At 38.1% G+C, this 22,006-nt stretch carries 17 protein-coding genes; 4 read left to right on the top strand and 13 right to left on the bottom strand.

Annotated elements, in window-relative coordinates; translation table 11 throughout:
- Positions 1 to 60 precede the first annotated feature (60 nt).
- From MP478_RS16335 to MP478_RS16375, 9 genes are all read right to left on the bottom strand, one after another.
- Positions 61 to 3,546 carry a DUF2723 domain-containing protein gene (locus tag MP478_RS16335; RefSeq protein ID WP_257201096.1) on the bottom strand — a complete coding sequence of 1,162 codons (3,486 nt, stop codon included), beginning with the start codon at positions 3,544 to 3,546 and terminating at the stop codon, positions 61 to 63.
- Between the two features lie 149 nt (positions 3,547 to 3,695).
- The gene (locus MP478_RS16340; protein ID WP_257201023.1) at positions 3,696 to 4,484 is read right to left on the bottom strand and encodes an SDR family oxidoreductase; all 789 of its coding nucleotides are present in this window, start codon (positions 4,482 to 4,484) and stop codon (positions 3,696 to 3,698) included.
- A gap of 89 nt (positions 4,485 to 4,573) precedes the next feature.
- The gene (locus tag MP478_RS16345; RefSeq protein ID WP_257191336.1) at positions 4,574 to 4,963 is read right to left on the bottom strand and encodes a RidA family protein; all 390 of its coding nucleotides are present in this window, start codon (positions 4,961 to 4,963) and stop codon (positions 4,574 to 4,576) included.
- Between the two features lie 99 nt (positions 4,964 to 5,062).
- A complete protein-coding gene (locus MP478_RS16350) occupies positions 5,063 to 5,626 on the bottom strand; it encodes a Crp/Fnr family transcriptional regulator (protein ID WP_257191335.1) in 564 nt (187 codons plus the stop codon).
- Entirely contained in the window at positions 5,620 to 6,333 is a 714-nt protein-coding gene (locus MP478_RS16355; RefSeq protein ID WP_257201024.1) for an SMI1/KNR4 family protein, read from the bottom strand. The genes MP478_RS16350 and MP478_RS16355 overlap by 7 nt, the downstream gene beginning before the upstream one ends.
- A 111-nt stretch (positions 6,334 to 6,444) precedes the next feature.
- Positions 6,445 to 6,933: an SMI1/KNR4 family protein gene (locus tag MP478_RS16360; protein ID WP_257201026.1), complete on the bottom strand. Its 489-nt coding sequence runs from the start codon at positions 6,931 to 6,933 to the stop codon at positions 6,445 to 6,447.
- Positions 6,934 to 7,027: 94 nt separating this feature from the next.
- Positions 7,028 to 7,615: a TlpA disulfide reductase family protein gene (locus MP478_RS16365; protein WP_257191332.1), complete on the bottom strand. Its 588-nt coding sequence runs from the start codon at positions 7,613 to 7,615 to the stop codon at positions 7,028 to 7,030.
- Between the two features lie 45 nt (positions 7,616 to 7,660).
- Positions 7,661 to 8,011 (bottom strand): M48 family metallopeptidase, encoded by a 351-nt coding sequence (locus MP478_RS16370; protein WP_257201027.1) that lies wholly within the window; start codon positions 8,009 to 8,011, stop codon positions 7,661 to 7,663.
- Positions 8,012 to 8,118: 107 nt separating this feature from the next.
- Positions 8,119 to 9,468, bottom strand: a complete 1,350-nt coding sequence (locus MP478_RS16375; protein ID WP_257201028.1) for a serine hydrolase — start codon at positions 9,466 to 9,468, stop codon at positions 8,119 to 8,121.
- 306 nt (positions 9,469 to 9,774) lie between these two features.
- On the opposite strand from MP478_RS16375, the gene MP478_RS16380 reads away from it, so the two are divergent.
- Together MP478_RS16380 and MP478_RS16385 are read left to right on the top strand one after the other, a co-directional pair.
- Positions 9,775 to 12,105, top strand: coding sequence for a TonB-dependent receptor (locus MP478_RS16380; RefSeq protein WP_257201029.1), 2,331 nt, complete (start codon positions 9,775 to 9,777; stop codon positions 12,103 to 12,105).
- Positions 12,106 to 12,108: 3 nt separating this feature from the next.
- Entirely contained in the window at positions 12,109 to 12,927 is an 819-nt protein-coding gene (locus MP478_RS16385) for a DUF4249 domain-containing protein (RefSeq protein WP_257191329.1), read from the top strand.
- 138 nt (positions 12,928 to 13,065) lie between these two features.
- Here MP478_RS16385 and MP478_RS16390 read toward each other — a convergent pair whose 3' ends face one another.
- The 4 genes from MP478_RS16390 to MP478_RS16405 form a co-directional block, all read right to left on the bottom strand.
- Positions 13,066 to 14,364, bottom strand: coding sequence for a TolC family protein (locus MP478_RS16390; protein ID WP_257201030.1), 1,299 nt, complete (start codon positions 14,362 to 14,364; stop codon positions 13,066 to 13,068).
- Positions 14,365 to 14,416: 52 nt separating this feature from the next.
- The gene (locus tag MP478_RS16395) at positions 14,417 to 16,864 is read right to left on the bottom strand and encodes an ABC transporter permease (protein WP_257201031.1); all 2,448 of its coding nucleotides are present in this window, start codon (positions 16,862 to 16,864) and stop codon (positions 14,417 to 14,419) included.
- Between the two features lie 12 nt (positions 16,865 to 16,876).
- The gene (locus MP478_RS16400) at positions 16,877 to 17,599 is read right to left on the bottom strand and encodes an ABC transporter ATP-binding protein (RefSeq protein ID WP_257201032.1); all 723 of its coding nucleotides are present in this window, start codon (positions 17,597 to 17,599) and stop codon (positions 16,877 to 16,879) included.
- 78 nt (positions 17,600 to 17,677) lie between these two features.
- Positions 17,678 to 18,919, bottom strand: coding sequence for an efflux RND transporter periplasmic adaptor subunit (locus MP478_RS16405; RefSeq protein ID WP_257201033.1), 1,242 nt, complete (start codon positions 18,917 to 18,919; stop codon positions 17,678 to 17,680).
- 193 nt (positions 18,920 to 19,112) lie between these two features.
- On the opposite strand from MP478_RS16405, the gene MP478_RS16410 reads away from it, so the two are divergent.
- Both MP478_RS16410 and MP478_RS16415 read left to right on the top strand, forming a co-directional pair.
- Positions 19,113 to 20,456: a sigma-54 dependent transcriptional regulator gene (locus tag MP478_RS16410; protein WP_257201034.1), complete on the top strand. Its 1,344-nt coding sequence runs from the start codon at positions 19,113 to 19,115 to the stop codon at positions 20,454 to 20,456.
- 113 nt (positions 20,457 to 20,569) lie between these two features.
- On the top strand, positions 20,570 to 21,883 hold the full coding sequence (locus MP478_RS16415) for a PAS domain-containing sensor histidine kinase (protein WP_257201035.1): 1,314 nt from the start codon (positions 20,570 to 20,572) through the stop codon (positions 21,881 to 21,883).
- Positions 21,884 to 22,006: the final 123 nt, after the last annotated feature.

A 22,006-nucleotide genomic window follows, 5' to 3' on the forward strand; every position in this document is an offset into this window, starting at 1 on the left:
GGCAAAAAAAGTCTCCGAAATACCTGTTTCGGAGACTTTTCTATTTTTGTAAGCAGCAGATTATTGGGTTGCTTTCATAATTGCTGTGGTAATCTGGTTTTCTTTCTTTTTGGCGTACGTAGAATCAAAAGGTTCCATAATATCGAATAAATACTGGTAAAAAGGGGTAATTCTTTGTACATTTTCAGATTCTTTCACCGCCTTTTCTTTACCCATCTTCTGAAGTCCGCTGGCAAAAGTACTGAACTTTTTATCGATCGGTTCAACAGATTGCAAGAGGTAAGCATAAGCTTTTTCTTTTTGACCCAGTGTTTTATAAGCCTCTGTAACAGCTGAAACCACAAGGGCATATTCCATAGGTTTTGTCCTCATCTGTTTTCGGGCAGCCCTCTGGAATGAGGGTGAAAGATTCAGGTAATAATCATATTCTTTGAAAATTTCATTCTTAAGATTTTCCGCAAGCTGTAATCCTTTCTGTTCCTGACCTGCAATAATATATCCTGATACAATTGAACTTAAGGAACGGGGATCATTATATTTTTCTGCAGGAATTTCTTTGGCTGCAAGTTCTAAAAGTTCAACGGCTTTAGCTTTCTGATTATTTAGTACCAATGCCGAAACCGCCCTGCTTACAGACATTCTGTAGCCGATGATATTGGATGTGGCTGTTTCGTCATAATAAATGCTCTGGTCTTTAAAGTTCCCCCACCTGAAGTTTTTCACTACATGATACAATGAATTGGCATCTACCCTTCCTTTATCTCCATCAGGACGCTGAGGGGTATGGATAGGTATTAATCTGTAACTGAATCCGTCAAACTGAAGATATTCATCAAGGTAGAAAATATTCTCGCTGTCATAGATTCCTCCTGAGGAGAAATTGATCGGACGTTTCCAGTCGAAATTTGCCAACAGGTCCATCATCATCAGGTTATTTTTATACAGTGTATTTCCTTTATAGGTAATCATAATCTGATTAACAGTATCAGGAAGATCTGCCTGGTTGATAATTCCTGCTTTCACAGCATTTTCTTTATTGACGGGAAGGATAAATTTGTTGACCGGAAGAATATTATATTTCTCATATTTATCTTCTCCGAAATACATTTTTAAAAGCTGGTCTTTTTCAGGAGACTTGAATTTAATGAAGTCAATAGCCTGCTTCAATGTTAAAGAATCCTGGGTAAGGTATTTTCTGAATGACTGGAACTCTGTTTCAGGAGCTCCCTGCTCTTTCAACATAGAGAAAACACCTTCCCAATCTTCTTTCTTCATCATATAGATTTGCTCATTAACACCGTCTCTGTAGTCATCATGTGTTAATTGGCTTGGAATTCCATTTGCATTGTAGGTTTTCCTCTTTACCTGATCTATACTCCAGGGAGTAGCCAGCAGTGTAAAGTTTACTGTTTTTACATCATCCCGGAACCTTTCTGTTTCCTGAATTGCCCAAACAGGAAAAGTATCGTTATCTCCATAAATAAAAATAATATCTTCTTTCGGTAATGATCTTAGGAATGAATAAGCGTAATCATGCGCCGCTGATTTCCGGCTTCGGTCATGCGATGAATAGTTCTGGAAACCCATCATAAAAGGTATTCCCAATAAAACGATTCCTAAAACAATATGGGCTCCGTTCGACTTTATTCTGGATTGTAAAAACCATAGGACAGCACCAGCTCCCAACCCTATCCATATGGCAAAAGCATAGAATGCTCCCACCATTGCATAATCTCTTTCTCTTACTTCAAAAGGTTTTACTCCTGTATAGAAAACAATTCCTACACTGGTTAAAATAAATAAAGATAATAAGGCATAAAACCTTCCAAAATCACGGTTCAGTTGGAAGAAGAACCCTATTAAACCTAAAATCAGGGGGAGGAAAAAGAATTTTACGGTACTCTCATTTTTGAATTGAGCTGGCATTGCGTCCTGGTTTCCAAGCAAAGCATTATCGATAAAAGTAAATCCTGAGATCCAGTTTCCATGAGTATTCTCCATATGCCCCTGAAGGTCGTTCTGCCTTCCTACGAAGTTCCACATCAGGTATCTTACAAAGTAATATCCGTTCTGAAAAGAAAAGAAGTAATCCATATTCTGGGCAAAAGAAGGTCTCTGAACCTTTATCAGATTGTATGGTTTTACTTTCAGATAATCTGCCGCCGTAATTGATTTGTCCTCATATTTAGCTCTTAGCTCATCGAAAATCTGTTTCGCCTGTGGGTTATCTGCAACATCCTCATTGTCATAGTTAAAGGTAAAGTCCGGAGCTCCATACATGGCAATATAGTTGGCCGCCACATCTTTATCTTCACTGAACATTCTGGGCATGAAACTTATATGGGATTTACTGAACACATAGTTGAATCTTTCCCCTGTTTTTCTATAGGTTCCGGACTTTTCATCTTTTTCGTATATATCTCCTGTTTTCTCCGTTTTATAACTTCCGTCTTCATTTTTTTCAATCCCTTTCGCATCAAGGAAAGCCGTATAATTTTGTCCGTAAGTCGTTGGCCAGTCACCATATTGTACTCTATTATAATAATCTCTCATTCCAATGGCTGTATCAGGATCATTAAGGTTCATGGGTGGATTGGCATTCGCCCTGATTGGGATTACCATCCAGCATGAAAATCCAATAATCATATATACCAGGGATAAAACGATGGTTTGATATATCTTTTTTTTAGTCTTCCCCGCATATTTTATCAGTATATACGAAATGGCTACCATGAGTATAAATGCGACAATAGTTCCAGAGTGAAAAGGTAGCCCCAGCCCGTTTACGAAGAAAATCTCCAGTCTTCCGAACATGGTCATAATCAAAGGGAAAATAATCTTAAATACCAATGCCAGAATCACCAGTGTTATAAAATTGGCCAGTATAAAACTTTTCCAGGTAAACGTATAATTTCTTGCATAATATATGAGGCATACGGCAGGAATAGCCAGCATACACATCATATGCACCCCAACAGAAAGTCCTAAAATAAAGAAGATAAGGATGATCCATCGCTCACTGTCTGCTGCTTGATATTCATTTTCCCATTTTGTGATCAGCCAAACCAAAAGCGCTATAAACAGCAAAGCCATCGAGTACACTTCTCCTTCTACTGCCGAAAACCAAAAGGTATCTGAGAAAGTAAAACATAAAGCACCAACCACTCCGGCAAACAGAATAGAAAATTCCTGTTTCCTGGTTATTTTTTCAACATCTTTATATAAAAGTCTCCTTAGAAAATGAGTGATTGTCCAGAATAAAAACAAAATGGTAAATGCACTGAACAAGGCAGACATGGCATTGATCACAATAGCATAGTTCTGCTCATTTCCCAAAGCAAAGATACTGGCTACCGCTCCCATAATCTGAAATAAAGCAGCTCCCGGGGCATGCGTTACTTCAAGTTTTACTGCTGAGGAAATATATTCTCCGCAGTCCCAGAAACTCAGGTAATGTTCTATCGTTGAGAGATAGGTAATTAAGGCAATACCGAAAAGGAACCAACCCAGAACGGTGTTCCATTTTTTAAAAGACCAGTTTTTCATATAATATTCTCCAATAAACAGTAAGACAACCGGGAAAAGAAAAGTATTACACAGCATTGTGAAAATATTGTATTTTCAAAATGACATTATGTAAAAAGCCTTCAGATCTCTGATCTGAAGGCTTATATTTTTATAAGAAAATTCTTTCTTTAATACGTATTATTCAATCCACCATCCAAAGGAATACTGGTTCCGGTAAGATAAGCTGAATATTCTGATGCCAGAAAAGCCACCAGGTGACCATATTCTTCCGGTTTTCCCAATCTTTTCATTGGGATCTTATTTTCTCTGGCTTTTTTTATCTCTTCAGTGGAAGCTCCGGTTTGCTGAGCTTCATGATTAATAAGGTTCTGGATTCTTTCTGTATCAAAATATCCGGTGAGAATATTGTTCACGGTAACATTATGCTGTGCGATTTCATTTGATAATGTTTTTGCCCAAGCGATTACTGCTGAACGGATGGAGTTGGAAAGGGTCAGATTATTAATGGGTTCTTTCACTGATAATGAAGAAACATTGATGATACGGCCGTTTTTCTGCTGAATCATATAAGATAAAGCCAGCAATGTGGTTTCACAGACTGTTTTAAAGAGCAGATCAAATGCTTTCTGATAATCTTCTGCATTTTTGTCCAGCGCTAACCCCGGTTCAGGACCATTGGTGTTGTTGACCAAAATATCGATGGTATGACTGCTGAAATAGCCTGTTATAATTTTCTTATAGCTCTCAAAGTCGGAAAAATCAACAACCAGGTACTCATGTTTCTGATCCGCATTTACCACCGGTAATGAAGAAACAAAATCTTTAAGTTTCTTCTCATTGCGGGCCATTACCGTGACATTGGCCCCACATTTTGCCAATTCTATGGCAATTCCGGCTCCTATTCCCTGGGTTGCTGCTCCTACCAGAGCATTTTTTGAAAAAAGTTGAATATTCATAAGCTCTTTGCTGAATTATATTGATTCTTATAAATGTAAGAAAAAACCTTCAAAGTCTGTTTGAAGGTTTCTTATTCTGCAGTCGATAATTATTTAACCACCGTGGCTTCCAGTTCTACTTTTAATGTTTCAAATAGCCCGTTTACTTCCAGCATAGTGACAGCCTGTTCGATCTGATGTTTTGCAATCCATTCCTGAAGGACCGGAAAATATGGCCAAAGCTCCTGTGTAGAAGTGGTATATATGTTTAGCCTGACAATTCCTTTATATTCATACCCTGCTGCGGTAATAACTTCTTCTAAGTTGGCAATAGCCTGTACCAGCTGGGATTTCATGTCTTTATCGCTTGAAGTTCCGTCAGGATCAATAGCCGCCTGTCCGGAGCAGTATAATGTACTTGTTGCATTCTTCACCTCAACGGCCTGGGAATAACTTCTTTCATCCTGCCATTTCCACGGGTTTACTGTTCTTTTTTCCATTGTTTCAATTTATTAAAGGTTACTTTGCAAAATTGAAGAATAGAGGCTTTACAATTCTGTGATCGCGATCACGATTATGAAGTGAGGGAAATCACAATTTTAGAGCGGTAACCTGCTTAGTGTTTCTCTGGAAACCCCTAAATAGGCTGCAAGAAGAGACTTTGGAACACGTTGGACGAGTATCGGGTATTTCTCAAGCAGTTGCTCATAGCGGTCTTTTATCTCAGTGGTCATCGTAGAAATAATCCGTTGTTGTGCCGCAATAAAACCCATATATGCTTTTTCCAGGAAAAAATGCTCCAGCTTTGGAAGCTCGGCACATAGTGTTCTGTAATCGGGCAAACTAAGACATAATACTTCAGTGGCTTCCACACACTGCAGGGACATGGTAGCCTTGGTTTGTTTATAATACGCCTGAAAATCTGTTTCCCACCAATCTTCCATGGCAAATCCTACAATATGCTCCTTTCCCGATTCATCGGTATACACCAGTTTCAGCAAGCCTTTTAATACAAAATAGTGATAGGCTACGGCTTCCCCTTCCTGCACTAAGAACTGATGCTTTTTATATTTTTTAAAAGAGAAGAAAGAGGAAACTATTCTGAACTCTTCGTCGGTAAGGAGTACTATTTTTTCAATATGGATTCTTAGCTGCTCTAGCATTTTGAATAATTAAACTTCTTATGTAAATGGTCAAAAGTAATCTCTCTGTTTACAATTTCTGCAACCTCGTCAAACGTAAGCAGTCCTTCTGCTTCAAATGAGTGGCCATTAGGAGTTTTATATGTATATTCAAAAATATCCCGCTGATAAATACTGTTTAGAATGGCTACCTGCGCCGGCTTTAAATACGGTTCATGGGTTTTCAGCTGATTGTATAAATTCTGTTTCAGCTCTTCCTCATCATCTTCATAAAACATAGAATCTTCATCTATTTCCGTTACCGCTTCCAGCAATTGACAAAAAATGAAATCCTGTAAATTTCCGGCCAACACTTCTGCCTCTTCGTCATCATGAGGAATAAATGTTATGGGAACTTCGCCATTATTCTGCAGATCAAACTGAAAAGCATATAAATCCCCTGCCCCATTTTTAGCAAACGGAACAAATTGATAATCAGGATGAACATTTCTGTAATCATCATCATCAGACATTTCTTCAATGGAAGCTGTGACAAAATGATGATCATTCCAGATCTCAATATCATATCCGAAGAGCAATAACGGAGGGTTCTTTTTTAGTTCAGGAAACACCGTGAGATACCAATCCGGTCCGGTTTCCCCCCAATCCAACATTTTGTTTTCAGCCAGCTGGTTATATATTTCAGGATATTGAAAATTATATTTCTGTTCTAGTTCTTCTCTATTCATTGTAGTTATGTATTACGTTCTATGCAAGTATATAGTAGTGATCTTAGTTTTACAATATGCTTTTTATTCAAAAATAAGCCTATTTACCGGGGTTTACAACCTTTAAAAGATTTATACTGAAAACAGATAATGCTCTCCCAGTTTGGGATGAATGGTATTCAAGGCTTGATAAAATCCCAGCTTAACAGATTTCGGGATATGTTCATGTTCCTCAAAATACATATCCAATTGCTGAATGATGAATGCCATCTGCAGCCACTGTTGAAAACTGATATACATGGGCTCTATCTTCTCATCATAATCGTGGTCATAGAAGAAAACCTCATCCTGTGTATCCAGAAACCACCGGTCACCCTGCCCGTTTCCGGCAAAACACCAATAATCATTTAGTTCAAATTCTTTATTTTCATTGACTGCTTCTACAGCATTATATAAAATTGTTTCCGAAGAAACCTCTGTTGTTTTAATGGAAGTCACCAGATTTTGGTAATATTCAGGAAAAGAAAACGCCACAGCCTTCGGAAAGTTTTGCAGGTCATTTTCCCATTTCAACATCTCAGCTTCTATTTCTTCAATCGTCAGTATTTTAAACTTCATCATAGCCCCTTAATTCTTAACTCTTAACTCTTAACTCTTGGCTCTTGGCTCTTGATTCCTGGCTCTTTACTCTTGTCTCTATAAAGCTCTCTCACCATCACAGCTTTCCGTTTACCAGTTCATCAACTTGAGTATAAAAAGAATCTTTACTGTAATCTGCCAGTCCCTGATGATGAAGACGGATTCTCCCTTTTTTATCCAGTACAACTGTAGTCGGTAACGAACCGCTATATAACTCCTTTGGAATAGCGCCGGCAGGGATTATAAAAGGAACCGTAAAATTCTTCTGTTTTAAGTAGGCTTTACCAAGCCCAGGATTGTCATCCAGATTTACAGTAAGAAATACTATATCCTGATGATTCCTATACTTTTCATAGAATTCCTGAATAGAAGGAAATTCTGCCCTGCAGGGAGGACACCATGAGGCCCAAAAGTTAATAAAGACTACTTTTCCTTTCAGATCAGAAGTATTGATTGTAGTTCCATCTTCATTCTTAACCATAAAATCTATGGAAGGTATCTGTGAAGTGGTAGATTCCGATATGTTAGAATTAAGAATTCCAGTAGAAGCCATTTGTCTCATCAGCCAGGCCTTTGCATCCGGGTTCACCAATAAAACAACCAACAGAACTGCAAAAATTACAGTAAACCAATTATTTTTCATCCATTTTTTCAGATCTTCCATATTTCTTATTTTTCAGATAAAAATCCTTTGAAAAGCATTTCTATATTATAATGTTTTTAAAGCCTTAGCAGCATTTTCATTTTTAGGATTTATTTCCAACAGTTTCTGATACGTCTGCTTTGCCTTATCTTTTTGACCAGCTTTCACATAGGCTTCTCCTAAACTGTCATATACATTTTGACTGTTAGGATACAATATGGAATTTACGCGAAAAAAATCAATTGCTTTTGTGAAATCTTTTTTACCAAGCAATGCATAACCGGTATTATTCAAATAGTCTTCGGAAAGAAAATAATGATCCATATCTTTGACCTTGCCATTTTTATAGGCTTCTAATCCTTTATCAAAACTCCCTTCCATAATCAATTCTAGCGGTGTCTTTTCATCACTGCTCATTTGTGGGCTTTTTGAGCGTATCGTTTTATCCTGTAACACCTGTACAAGTTCGAGTTTCCCTGTTGAAGCATTTTTTACAAATTCTGATGTGAAATCCCAATTCTGTGTTACATATGTATTCTCTCCACTTTAATGAGTTCCATTGGGGTTTCCAAATCATTAATATTCAGTAGTAACTTTCCGTTTTCACGATAAATCCTGTAAAGTCCGTACTGGTCAAATTTGTAACGCCCGATACTTTCATTAAAGTCCTGCTCGGTTAGGGATAAAGCTTTATAAACAGGGGGAAGATAATTGGGCCATTGATATACAGATGCCACTGCACGAACCAGCTCTTCTATAAAGTCGGGTTTATTGGTATTGGTTAAAATGACAACTCCGTCACCACTGGTTTTACTTCCTATAAATCTGCTGGAAAATCCTTCATTCCAGCCCCCGTGATTGAAATAAACCTGCCCGCTTTTATTCTCAAGAAAAACTCCTAATCCTTCAAATTTATCGATGAAAGGACTTGTAAATTCCTCTGCGGTTTTCTGAGAAATAACGATGTGGCTTTTATTATGCAATGTATTTTGAATATCAATTACAAATTTGGCCAGATCTTCAGCGGTAGTCCACAGCCCTGCAGCCGCCATTTCAGGATAAGTATGATACTTTCCCTTCACTCTTTGCCCATCCATCGTATAGGCTGTAGCTGCCCACTGAGCCTGACTTTCAGGTAGTGGCTGACTGAATGTACTGTTTTTCATACCCAAAGGCAAAAGCACATTTTCCTTTATAATGGTTGGAAAGTCTTTCCCTTTAGTATCTATGAGCATTTGCTGCATCACACAATATCCACCACCAGCATAGCGGAAGGGAGTTCCGGGAAGCTTATCCACTATAATAGCAGAAGTATTAGACGGGCTTTCTCCCTTTAAAACCTGGAGTAGCGTTGGTATAGGTACGCCGGCTTCATATCCGGGAAATCCACTCACGGTAAAGCCTGCGGTATGACTTACAATATTTTTGAGACTGACTTTTTTTTCTTTCGTAAATTTATTTTCAGGAATTTTCCAGGAAGTCAGATAGGAATTTACATCAGCATCCGGGTTTATTTTTCCTGCTTCCACTTCCTTTAGTGCAGCATAAACACTTACGGGTTTACTCATAGAGGCTGCCTGAAACAAAGTTCCGGAATTCACAGGAGTTTTGGATGCTACATCTGCCAGGCCGTATGTTTTGCTCCAGATCACTTTGGAGTTTTTGATCACTGCAATGCTTACTCCCGGAACATTATAATGTTTCATCCGGGATTCCAGCGTCCAGAGTGGCTTACCCTCAAAACGAATGACAGGCATTAATCCTGATTCTACACTGGAAATCTCTTTGCCTAATTTGGTTTGAGACTGTGCCAATACGGGATTCCCTATTATTCCGAAGGCAAATGCAATATAAAAGGACGTTTTAACGTTCATGGTACTGAAGTTTGGTTCCTCAAAAGTATAACTTTACTGTTATTAAATAGAATGTATTTTGTAGTTTCCTGCTTAATTACCTGAAAATTAAAAATAATAAATCTAACACAATACTATGTTTCACATAAGTTCTATTATCTTTGCCAGCGGAGTTTCCGAGTATTTTTTAGAATAAAAGGGTTGGTTAAAGAATTAATTTATTCAATAACAAGTTTTTGTGTAACTAATCCTCGGTCTCTTCAACTAATCTTACATCAATAAACTATTTTAATATAGAAAAGATCTACTTCTTTTTAAACAAAACTAATGCAAACATCCTTTTTAAAGATTACCGCAGCCACCGCTGCGCTCTGTTTCAGCACCTTTGTAATAGCTCAACAAACCTATTCTGTAAGCGGAACGGTTAAAGATAAAAAAAATGGCGAGCTACTAATCGGAGTCACGGTAAAAGTAAGTGAAGATCCTTCTATTAACGTTGTTGCCAATGAATATGGTTTCTATTCTCTATCTTTACCGGAAGGCAACTATACAATCATTATTTCCAATTCAGGATACAAAGATTTTGAACAGCAGATAAAAGTTGATCAGAATATAAAGCTTGACCTTCCTCTTATCCAGCAGGAAGCCATCTCCAAATCGATTGATGAAGTAGTGATAACGGGTATAAAAAAAGACAAGAATCTTTCCAGTGCTCAAATGGGAACTGAAACACTAAGCATTAAAAATATTGAAAAACTCCCGGTTTTATTCGGTGAAAAAGACGTCATGAAAACTATACAGCTTTTACCGGGTATCAAAAGTAACGGTGAGGGAAGCAGTGGATTCAGTGTAAGAGGTGGGGCTACCGACCAGAACCTGATCTTACTGGATGAAGCGCCGGTTTATAATGCGTCTCACTTACTGGGCTTTTTCAGCACCTTTAACAGTGATGCTCTGAAAGATGCCAGTATTATCAAAGGAAACAGCCCTGCCCAATATGGAGGACGTCTTTCTTCCGTATTGGATGTAAAGATGAAGGACGGAAATAACCAGGATTATAATGTCAACGGAGGAATCGGGCTGATCAGCAGCAGGCTGAGTGTAGAAGGCCCTATCCAGAAAGAGAAATCATCATTCATTGTTTCCGGAAGAAGAACCTATGCTGACTTATTCCTTAAGACCAATAAAGACTACAAAGACAATAAGTTATATTTTTATGACCTTAACTTAAAGGCCAATTATCAGCTTAATGAAAATAACCGCCTCTATCTATCTGCCTATTTTGGAAGAGATGTCCTTGGATTAGGAAATACATTCTCAACAGATTGGGGAAATACTACAGCCACACTGCGTTGGAACAGCATCATCAACAGTAAATTATTTTCCAATACATCCTTCATCTACAGCAATTATGATTATAAAATCAGCCTGAAGAGCAACGATAATGTATTTGATTTAAATTCTAAAATACAGGACTGGAATCTTAAGCAGGACTTCACCTGGTTTGCAGGAAATAAGCATTCTATACGTTTTGGCCTTCAGTCTATTTATCATACCCTTACCCCAAGCAGTGCCTCAGGGACCAGTGTGAGCAGCTTTCCAAGAAATCCAAGATATTCATGGGAGAATGCCCTGTACATCAATGATGATTATAAGGCTACAGAGAAACTTACCATTAATTATGGGGTAAGACTTTCCCTATTCAGTGTATTGGGAGGTGATACTTTCAACACGTATGAGAATGGAAATCTTACAGAAAGCAGGTTTTTAGAAAAAGGAAAACTCGGGAAAACCTATGTAAATCCTGAACCTCGTATTACCGCCAATTACCGTATCAACGAAGTCAGCAGTGTGAAAGGAGGATATTCCCGTAATACTCAAAATCTACACCTTTTAAGCAACTCTAACAGCGGAAATCCTACAGACCAATGGATTGGAAGCAGCTATACGGTAAAACCGGAAATTGCAGACCAGATCAGTGCTGGCTACAGCAGGAACTTCAAAAACAATAATTATGAAATCAATGCTGAAGTCTATTACAAATCCATGCAGAATCAGATCGATTTCAAAAACGGAGCTCAGATTGGATTTGATACAGGATCAGATGTAGAAAATGAATTGCTGTTCGGAAAAGGCAGAGCCTACGGTCTTGAGCTTATTGCCAAAAAGAAAAGCGGCAAGCTTACCGGATGGATTTCTTACACGTTATCCAAAACTGAAAGAAAGATAAACGGGATCAATAATAATGAATGGTATAATGCCAGAATGGATAAAACGCATGATCTATCCGTAGTAGCTACTTATCAGTTTAATGAAAAGTGGTCCATGTCCGGACTTTTCCTGTACAGTACCGGAAATGCAGTGACCTTCCCTACCGGAAAGTATGAACTGAATGGGCAAACGATCTTCCAGTACAGCAACAGAAATGCAGACAGAATGCCTGCTTATCACAGAATGGACCTGAGTGCGACCTATGAGCCAATCTCTAATAAACGCTTCAAGGGTTCATGGACTTTTGGTATTTATAATCTGTATGGTCGTGAAAATGCCTATACGATTACTTTTGAAGACAACCCAAATAATCCGGGAGCAACACGTGCTATGCAGACTTCTCTATTCCGTTGGGTACCTAACATCACTTACAATTTCAAATTTTAAATCATGAAAAATACATTTTTTATCATATTATCCCTGTTTGCTTTAACATCTTGCGAGAAAGAGATCGATCTGGATCTTGCCGACCAAAGTGGAAATATTGTCATTGAAGGGAATGTTACCGATCAGGCCGGGCCTTATATCGTGAAAATAACAAAATCTGTAGGAGTTTCACAGCCTAATCAATATCCTGCTGTAACGGGTGCACAGGTTACTTTAAGCGATAATGCCGGTCAAACGGAAGTTTTACAGTACATAGGCCAGGGAAAATACCAGACTACCAATTTTGTGGGAGTATCCGGCAGAATCTATACCCTGAATGTACAGGCAGAAGGAAAGCAATATACCGCTCAAAGCACAATGCCTGAAGTAGTGGATTTTGAAGGTCTGTCACAGGATTCATTTTCTTTCGGGGACGAAAAAAGCTATACCCTTTTACCCATTTTTACAGATCCTGTTGCATTAGGCAACCGTTATCTTTTCAGCTTTACCATCAATAATTTAACAAAAAAATACATGGATGTCTTTTCAGACAATGTAAATAACGGCCTTGCCAATCAGCGTCCGATCATCCTTCCGAATGATGATAATGACGGCAGAGATCATAAAGTAGTTGTGGGAGATACCATTCACGTTGAAATGCAAAGCATTGACACCAATGTATTCACCTATTACAGTGCTCTTCTTCAGATTTCCAATGGTAATGGCGGCAGTGTGACGCCAGCTAACCCTCCAAGTAATATCAGCAATGGAGCTTTAGGCTACTTTTCAGCCCATACACAGAGTGAGCAGAGTTTTGTGATCCAGGAAGTAACCACTCCATAATTTAAGAAAAAAATTACCCGGCAAATATCTTCTTCATATGTATTAAACAGAAGGGTATATTCTGAGGATCTATTCAAAATAAAAGCAGCCTTCATCATTTTGAAGACTGCTTTTTGAAAATGTACGAATATTCTGAATTTAATAACCTGATTCCAGCACCTTTAGCAGTTCTGTCTGCTGGATCACATCATTTTTGCTGCTGATAAGATTATAATTAGCCTGAAGCCATCCGTTGCGGACAACAAAAAAAGTATAGGCATCCATTAATCCTTCTTTATATTTTTCTTCAGATTTCTGAAAAGACAGTTTTTGATTTTCAAAATTGGTGTCCAGCAGATTGTATTTCTCCTGGGCGTTTAAAAACTGTGCTTTAATTGAATTAATATTTTGGGTCAGGTCGTTGATGATTAGCTCCTTATCATACTTGGAATTGATGACATTCAGCTTTGCTGTTTCCACGTTCGTTTTTACCTGTAGCTTATTAAAAATAGGAATATTGAGTCCCAAGATTACAGACTGGTTTTTGTTTTGAGAAAACTGATCGGAGAAACGAATACCGGAACCGTCATCCTTTCCCAGCACTTTATTATAAAAAGTAGACCAGCTGTAACTTGCATTTAAAGTTGGCAAATACCCGGCTTTTGCTATATCTTCTTTCTTCTCCTCTGCTTTAATCTCTGCTATCACAGATTGGTAAGCAGGATTTTTCTCCAATAATTTTTTTGTAAAATCCGGATCTCGAAACGCTGCTTCCGAAGAGAGATTTTCATCAGTCATCACGAACTCCAAAGAATCCTGAGTAAAAGCCAATGCATTCAGCAGGTTAATTTTTGACTGATCCCGTTGATTTTTAGCGGACACCCACTGTTCCTGTAAAGTTCCCAGATTCGCTTTGATATCGTATACATCACTTTTGGGTCTGTTTCCAATTTCTACTTCTTTTTCAGTACGCTTAATCTGATCCTGCATTCCGGATATCTGGGTTTCCAGGACTTCCAGCCAGCTTTTCGCATTCTGGTAGGCAAAAAACATTTGAATAACATTCAGTTTTACCTTATTCTGTGCGAGCTTAAGCCTGTACGTACTGGTTTGTTTATTCAATGTAGACAAAGATATATCCAGCATATTTTTCCAGTTGAAAAGACTCCAGTCTGCCTGAGCCGTAAACTGATCATATTGTGTATTGAGAGCTTCCCGCTGATTACTCGACTGGTTAATGGAAGATCCAAAACTATAAGTATGCCTCACCCCTGCTTCTACAGAAGGCAGCAGCATCCCTTTTGATCCTGTAATCAGCTTATCATTTTTGGCAACATTCACGGTGGCTTGTTTAACCAGCGGATGATGAGCTGCAGCATAATCGAGACATTGTTGCAGGTTCCATGTTTGCTGAGCCGGATAAAGGCCAACAAAAAACAGGAAAATCATATTTTTCATGAGGACGTTCTGATTTAAATAATTAAGAAAATAAGATGATCGATGGACTCAGTTACTCATACTTCAGGTATTTGATGAGATCTACTTTTGTGGCTTTATAAGCTTTGATACTTACGACAGCAAATGTTAACCCCAATAAAACCAGGAAACTGACGACAAACGGCCACACCGGCATCTCTATTCTGTAGGCAAAATCTTTCAGCCATTCGTTCATCAGAAAATAACAGATCGGTATGCTTATCAAAACAGCAATGACAGCAATCCAAAGGAACTGACGGGTGAGTCCGAAAACCAGAGCACGATCTGAGGCTCCCAAGGTCTTTCTAATAGCTACATCTTTCAACTTCTGCTCTATCATCAAAGAGGAAAGCGCAAAGAGCCCCAGTAAAGCCACCATTAATACCATAGCATTCAGAATGGTAAATAAGGTTTGCTGCTTTTGATAGACTTCAAAAGTTTTTGCAAATCTCTGATTGATAAAATAATAATCAAAAGGATAGCCCGGCTCTGCTGAAGTCTGCCAGAATTTTTTAATCCTCTCAACCGTTCCCTCAATGTCATCCGGTTTTATTTTCACCTGAACATTGTATACATTAAGCCTCTTCGAGGTAGATTGTTTATAATGAAAAAACATAATAGGTTCTATCTTATATTGAAGGCTTCGAAGGTTAAAATCCTTAACAATTCCTACGACCTTATATTTCTTTCCTTCATCAAACCCCGGACGCAATTCACGTTGAAAAACCTGCTCATCTGTCCAGCCAAATTTTTTAACAAATGCTTCATTAACAATAATAGTATTGATTGTATCTGAAGCCAAATTCGGATCCAGCCAACGTCCTTTTAATAACTTAACATCCAGAAACTGAAGATAATTATAATCCATTGCACCGGTTTCGGCATCAATACTCTGGTGCTCATAATCGATATTTGAACTGCTTCTCCGTCCGCTCCCAACCACTGCTTCTCCATAAGAAACCTCCTCTACCCCGTTAATTTTAGTGAGTTCATTTCTAAGACGTTCATATTTTAACCATGACTTAGGAGTAAGTTCATTGCAGTAAATCATCATGATCTGTTTTCCGTTAAACCCAAGGTCTTTATTCATCATATGCTTTACCTGGCTATGTACAATCAGACCTCCAATGATAAAAAATGAAGAAATAACGAGCTGTAGCGTAAGAATTCCGTTTCTAAGCCAGACTCCGTGTTTGCTTCGGGAGAAATTACCCTTGAGCGTCTCAATTGCTTTAAAATTCGAAAGATAAAAAGCAGGAACCAGCCCAGATAATAAAGTGACTGCCATGACCATTGCTAAGGAATACACATAAACATGCCAATCGTTCAGCGCTATTTCCTTGTTAAAAAATTTATTAAAAGAAGGAAGCAAAAGCTCTGTAAGGGCCAAAGACAGGAAATAAGACAGCAGGCATATAATAAATGTCTCTAAAAAGAACTGAAGCATTAAAGAAAGCTTTGTTCCTCCAATCGCTTTTCTTACTCCCACTTCTTTTCCTCTTTGTGATGCTTCTGCCGTTTTCAGATTGATAAAATTGATCGCTGATAAAATAACAATCAGGACAGAAAGGGAAAACAAAATCATAATGGTCCTGAAATCTCCATTTCCAAACCATGAAGCTTTTGCATGAAGTTTAAGCTGATCCAATTGAACGAGAAATACTCTGTTAGGCCCATACATCTCAAAAAACTGTTGGGCGCTCATCCCTGCATTTTTCGCAGAACGAGCCGCTCTATGTTCCAGAATTTCTTTAAACTTATTTTCAAAAACCGAAGGATCACCTCCTTTTTTAAGCATAAAAAAGCATCCGTAGTTGAAACTATTCCATTGTTCTTTATCATTTTTAAACTGCTCTACAGGCTTGAAAATAAATTCCGGTTTGATCTGACTATTCCCTTCAGGGAGCTCATATACAGCGGTAACCATATAATCTTTATCATCAAATTTTATGGATTCACCGGCAGCATTAGCTGTTCCAAATAATTTTATAGCCACCTGCTTGGAAATGGCAATGGAAGCATCTGATTTTAAGGCATCTTTCGCCCGGCCTGAAATAATTTTAAAAGGAAAAAAATTAAAGAAACTTTCCGATGAGGTAAAACCGCCCTGCTGAAAAGCAGTGGTATATTTGGTTATCATTTTTACTCCTATATCAGAACCGTTGAAAATAACATAGTCTTCCGTTTCCGAAATCTTTTTAAATGCCTCATAAGCCAAAGGGTAAGAAATATTATTTCCGTAGAAATTATCTTTTTTGTACAGGCTTTGAAAAGCAAAGATCTGGTCTTTCTTTGGATTCCATTTTTCATAGGATTCCTCATCATTCCAATGCATCAGGATCAGCATAAATCCGGTGAGTCCTATGGTAAGTCCAAACAGATTGATAAAAGTAGACAGTCTGTTCTTTTTATAATTAATCAAGGCAATTTTGAGCCAGTTGGTAAGCATAATAATTGGATTACAGTTAATAATATTTGACAAAAGACTTCTGGTTTATTCAAATGCACCTGCATCTGCTTTTTCAAAAACATCTTTTCTTTGGGAAGCATGTTCCTCATTGAAGATTTCACCGTCCTTCATATTGATAATCCGTGAAGCAAAACCGGCATCATATGAAGAATGGGTGACCATAACAATGGTAGATCCTTCTCTGTGAAGCTCTGCCAGAAGATTCATCACCTCATTTCCGTTGGAGCTGTCCAGATTTCCTGTGGGCTCATCAGCGAGGATCAGTTTAGGTTTTGTAACCAGTGCTCTTGCTACGGCTGCCCTTTGCTGCTGTCCTCCGGAAAGTTGCTGTGGGTAATGTTTTGAGCGGTGAGCAATATTGATTTTCTCCATAATTTCTTCTACTTTTCTTTTTCTTTCCGCAGAAGAAACTCCGTTGTAAATTAAAGGCAGCTCAATATTTTCATAGACAGTCAGCTCATCAATCAGGTTAAAATTCTGAAAAATAAAACCTATATTTTTTTTACGGACATCCGATTTCTTTCTTTCATTAAGCCCTATCATTTCTCTTTCTTCAAATTGATATGAGCCTGCCGAGGCACTGTCTAAAAGACCGAGAATATTTAAAAAAGTAGATTTCCCACAGCCGGAAGGTCCCATAATGGCCAGGAATTCACCTTCTTTGATGCTCAGGCTTACCTCGTTTAAGGCATGCGTCTGTACATCTTCAGCTCTGTATATTTTTGAAAGATTATGTATATTGATCATGATAATTATGTTTGCTGTTATTGTTGATTAGATTTTTTTATAAGCGGTGATAACGGGAGGTTAAAAATATTCATCTTTTTACTTTTTAATATCAAGGATTTCATATTTTTTCAAATCTGAATAATCTGATGTAATAACGGTTTCTCCGGGCTTCAACCCTGATACTACCTCATAATACAGCGGATTCTCTCTTCCAAGACTGATAGTCCTTTTTTCAGCTTTATTTCCTTTCACTACAAAGATCCACTTTCCATTCGTTTCTTTGAAAAAGCTTCCCTTAGAGATCATTGTACTCTGTGTATCGGCTGAAAGCTTTAGTTTCAATCCAAAGGTCATCCCTATTTTCAGATTATCCGGTTTTTTATCGGTAAAATTCAGTTCCACGAGAAACTGACCGTCTTTTACTTCCGGCAGTATTTTAGTGATCACCACTTCATAGGGTTGATCATTATTATCCAGCATTCCTTTAATGCCATTCTGCAGTTTATTGATGTAATATTCATCTACTTTAGCCACCAGCTTATACCCGTCCATCAAATCGACCTTCCCGATACTTCGTCCACTGATAAGGTTTTCACCCAATGAAATAGCAAATGATGAAAGTCTTCCGGAAGCAGGGGCCATGATGAGAAAATTATTTTTATTGGAACGTAAAACCTGAAGACTTTTCTCCATCTGTCCTATTGATGTATTGATCGCAGAAATTTGAGCATTCCTTGAACTCTTTTCTGTAGAAAATCCCTTTTCAATAATTGATTTTCTCTGTTTCTGGTAGGTCAGATTCTGTATACTGATGTCGTAATCTGTTTTTTTTCCGATGTCCGCGTCATAGAGTCTCTTTTGCAGATTAAAGCTCTGAAGTGCCGTATTATAATCATTCTGGGCTTGTAAAAGCTCTTTATCCTGGGCGAGCTCCTGGTTTTTCAGTTCAAGAAGCGTACTTCTCATCTGGCTGACCTGTTGCATGATTCCCGTTTTCTGATTCATATAACTGAATTCCGTATTGGGATTGTACACTCTCGCAATAGGTTGGCCTTTGGTGGCAATCTGCCCATCTTCAGCAAAAATTTCTTTTACCACTCCGCCTTCCAAAACATTGACTAATGAAGAATTGAGTGACTGGGTTTGGGCCGTTACCATCAGCATATCTTCAAATTTCCCCTGGGTAACTGCATCAGTCTGAATATCTTCAGCGGAAACATTGTATGTTTTTTTCTGCCTGATAAAATACAGACTGCAGACTCCTATCATCCCCAATATGACCAGTCCGCCAAAAACAAATTTTAATTTCGATTTCTTTTTTACTATTTTCGTATCCATATTAAAGATAACTCATTTTATTACAATAGATTACACAAGGCAGATGCCAGAAAAATATAAGTCTGTAAGTCCTTGAAAATCTGCAATAGAGTTTGTAATAAGAGACAAATTACTGTTCATTATCGAACACTTTCTGTACGAAAATGAACATTTTTTAATCATAAAGAATCCGTTTTTAATAAATTACACTATCATGCGTAAAAAAGAAGCTCATATTCTGATCGTGGATGACGATGAAGATATCCTGTTCTCCGCAAGAGTCTGGCTGAAAAAGTTTTTTTCAGAAGTAAGCTGTCTAAGCAAGCCGGCAGAAATTTTAAAATTTATGACTGAAAATCAGGTTGATTCCGTGGTATTGGATATGAATTTCAGAAAAGGTTTTGAAAACGGACAGGACGGCCTTTACTGGATGAAGGAAATTAAAACACTGGAACCTCAGCTTCCAATTATTCTGATGACTGCTTATGGTGAAGTGGAGCTCGCTGTAGAGGCTCTGAAAAATGGAGCATCAGATTTTATCCTGAAACCCTGGAACAACGAAAAGCTCTATGCCTCGGTGAATCTGGCGGTAGACATCTCAAGGAAAAACAGAAAACTCAGCCAATGGGAAAATGTACATCAGAAAAATAACCAATATCAACTGCAAAGCCACTCCCCGAAAATGCAGGAAGTTCTTGAGCAGATCAGAAAAGTAGCTCCCACCGATGCCAATGTATTGTTATTAGGGGAAAACGGAACAGGAAAATATGTACTTGCAGAATCCATCCATGAACAGTCGGAAAGGAAAAACCAGCCGTTTGTACATATTGATCTGGGAAGCATTTCGGAAAGCCTTTTTGAATCTGAACTGTTTGGGTATAAAAAAGGAGCCTTTACCGATGCCCATCAGGATTATGCAGGAAAAATTGAAAATGCCCAGAATGGCACTGTTTTTCTGGATGAAATCGGAAACCTGCCACTCCATCTTCAGACCAAGTTGTTAAGTCTGATTCAAAACAGGAAACTATCCCGGTTAGGGGAATCCAAAGAGCGTGTATTGGATGTGCGCTTCATTTTTGCGACCAATGAAAACCTGAAAAAAGCCGTTGCAGAAAATCGTTTCAGACAGGATTTATATTACAGAATCAATACTGTTGAAATTCAGATTCCGGCTTTGCGGGACAGACAGGAGGATATTGGATTACTGGGCCTCTACTTTCTTGATCGTTATAAACAAAAGTATCACAAGCCTAATCTTGAACTTACAGATGATTTACTGATGGGGCTTACTCATTTTCCATGGCCGGGAAATATCCGGGAACTGGATCATTGCTTGGAAAGAAGTGTTATTTTATCCAATGACAGCAAGCTCCAGTTACTGATGCCTCAACTGGAAGAGTATGACAGTACCATCACCAATCTCAATATTGAAGAAATGGAGGAAGTCCTCATCAGAAAGGCACTGAAAAAACATACCGGAAATATTTCTTTAGCTGCAGCAGACCTTGGCCTCTCACGGGCGGCTCTCTACAGGAGAATGGAGAAATTTGGATTATGAGTTAAATAATAGATAATAGACACCAGACTTCAGATATCAGACATTAGAGTTTCGGTATATTAGGTTTAAAAAGTATCATTAAGTTTATGATCAATAAAATATAGGAAAAACTCATGAGTAAAAATAATATCCTGTGGTTGCTGTACAATCTGCTTGCCATAACAAGTGGAATTACCGCTTATCATTTCTTTTTGGAAGAAAAATGGTTCAATATGATGCTTTTCATACTGCTCATGATTGTTTTTGTGGCTTTGATGTATTTTTCATTAGCTGCTCAGGACTCAAAAGTAGAAAAGGTCATCTCCTCCATCAGGAATAAAGACTTTTCTTTATTTCCTCAGGAAGAAGGAAGTCCACTTCTCGACAGCAGTATCCGTCTGTATTACCAAAGTAAAGAGGAACAATTGTCTTTATCCTCTTATAAATTGCTGTATGAAAGTATCCTGGACCAAATGGAAACAGGGCTGATCATCCTATCCGAAAATAAAACCCGGGAAGTATTTTATGTGAACAATGCCTTTCTCAGTATTTTACAGGTTCCCAGATACAACCGTTGGGACCTGTATGCATCAAAGGTCCCGGAATTCTATAAAATTATTGAAGACACTAATTATCAAAGTTCACAGGAGTTTTTCGATATTTCTATCCATAGCAATTCCAGGCAGTCTTTTTCACTCAGAACCCAACAGGTAAAAAACACGCAGCACAACTTTTATATTATTACTCTCGAATCTGTTCAGAAAATTATTGAACAAAAAGAGAAACTGGCATGGAATAACCTGATGAAAGTGATTTCCCATGAACTGCTCAATACCCTGACTCCCGTGAACAGCCTGATCCAGAACCTGGAATACATCAGCAACCAGGAGACCATCGATCATGAAGATCAACAGGATATGAAAGAAAGTCTGATGGTTATCAATTCCAAATCCAAACAGCTTTTGAGTTTTGTAGACCATTACCGTCAGGTTGCAGAATTACCCAAACCTGTTCTTGCCCCTGTTTCCCTGAAAAAAGTTATTGAATCCGCAGCCTGCTTTTTGAAATCCGAATTTGAAAAACATCATATCCAAATAATTGCGGATATTGAAGATTATAGGGTATCAGCTGATGAAAAAATGATTGAGCGAAGTCTGATCAACCTTTATCTCAACGCTATTCATGCTGTTTCTGAAAAGGAATACAAACTCATTACAACTACTGTAAAATCCCAAAACAACCGCATTATCGTAAGTATTACCGATAACGGTTCCGGGATTACTCCTGAGATCAAAGACAAAATTTTCCTGCCCTTTTTCACCACCAGGGCCAACGGTTCGGGAATTGGGCTCACCCTGGCAAAAAGTATTATGGAAGCCCATGGTGGTTATCTTAATTATAAAACATTGGAGGAAGGAAGCAGTTTTGAATTGTGGTTTTTAGAATAAACAGTCTGTTTGTAATGGTAAAATGATGTAGAACAGAGACTATTAAAAAGCACAAACAATAATTTTCAGGCTTAATCTAAGGCGCAAAAAAATGAAAACCTTCCTGACACCCTGTTGTCATTA

Source organism: Chryseobacterium sp. WG14 (assembly GCF_024586945.1).
Lineage (GTDB): Bacteria > Bacteroidota > Bacteroidia > Flavobacteriales > Weeksellaceae > Chryseobacterium.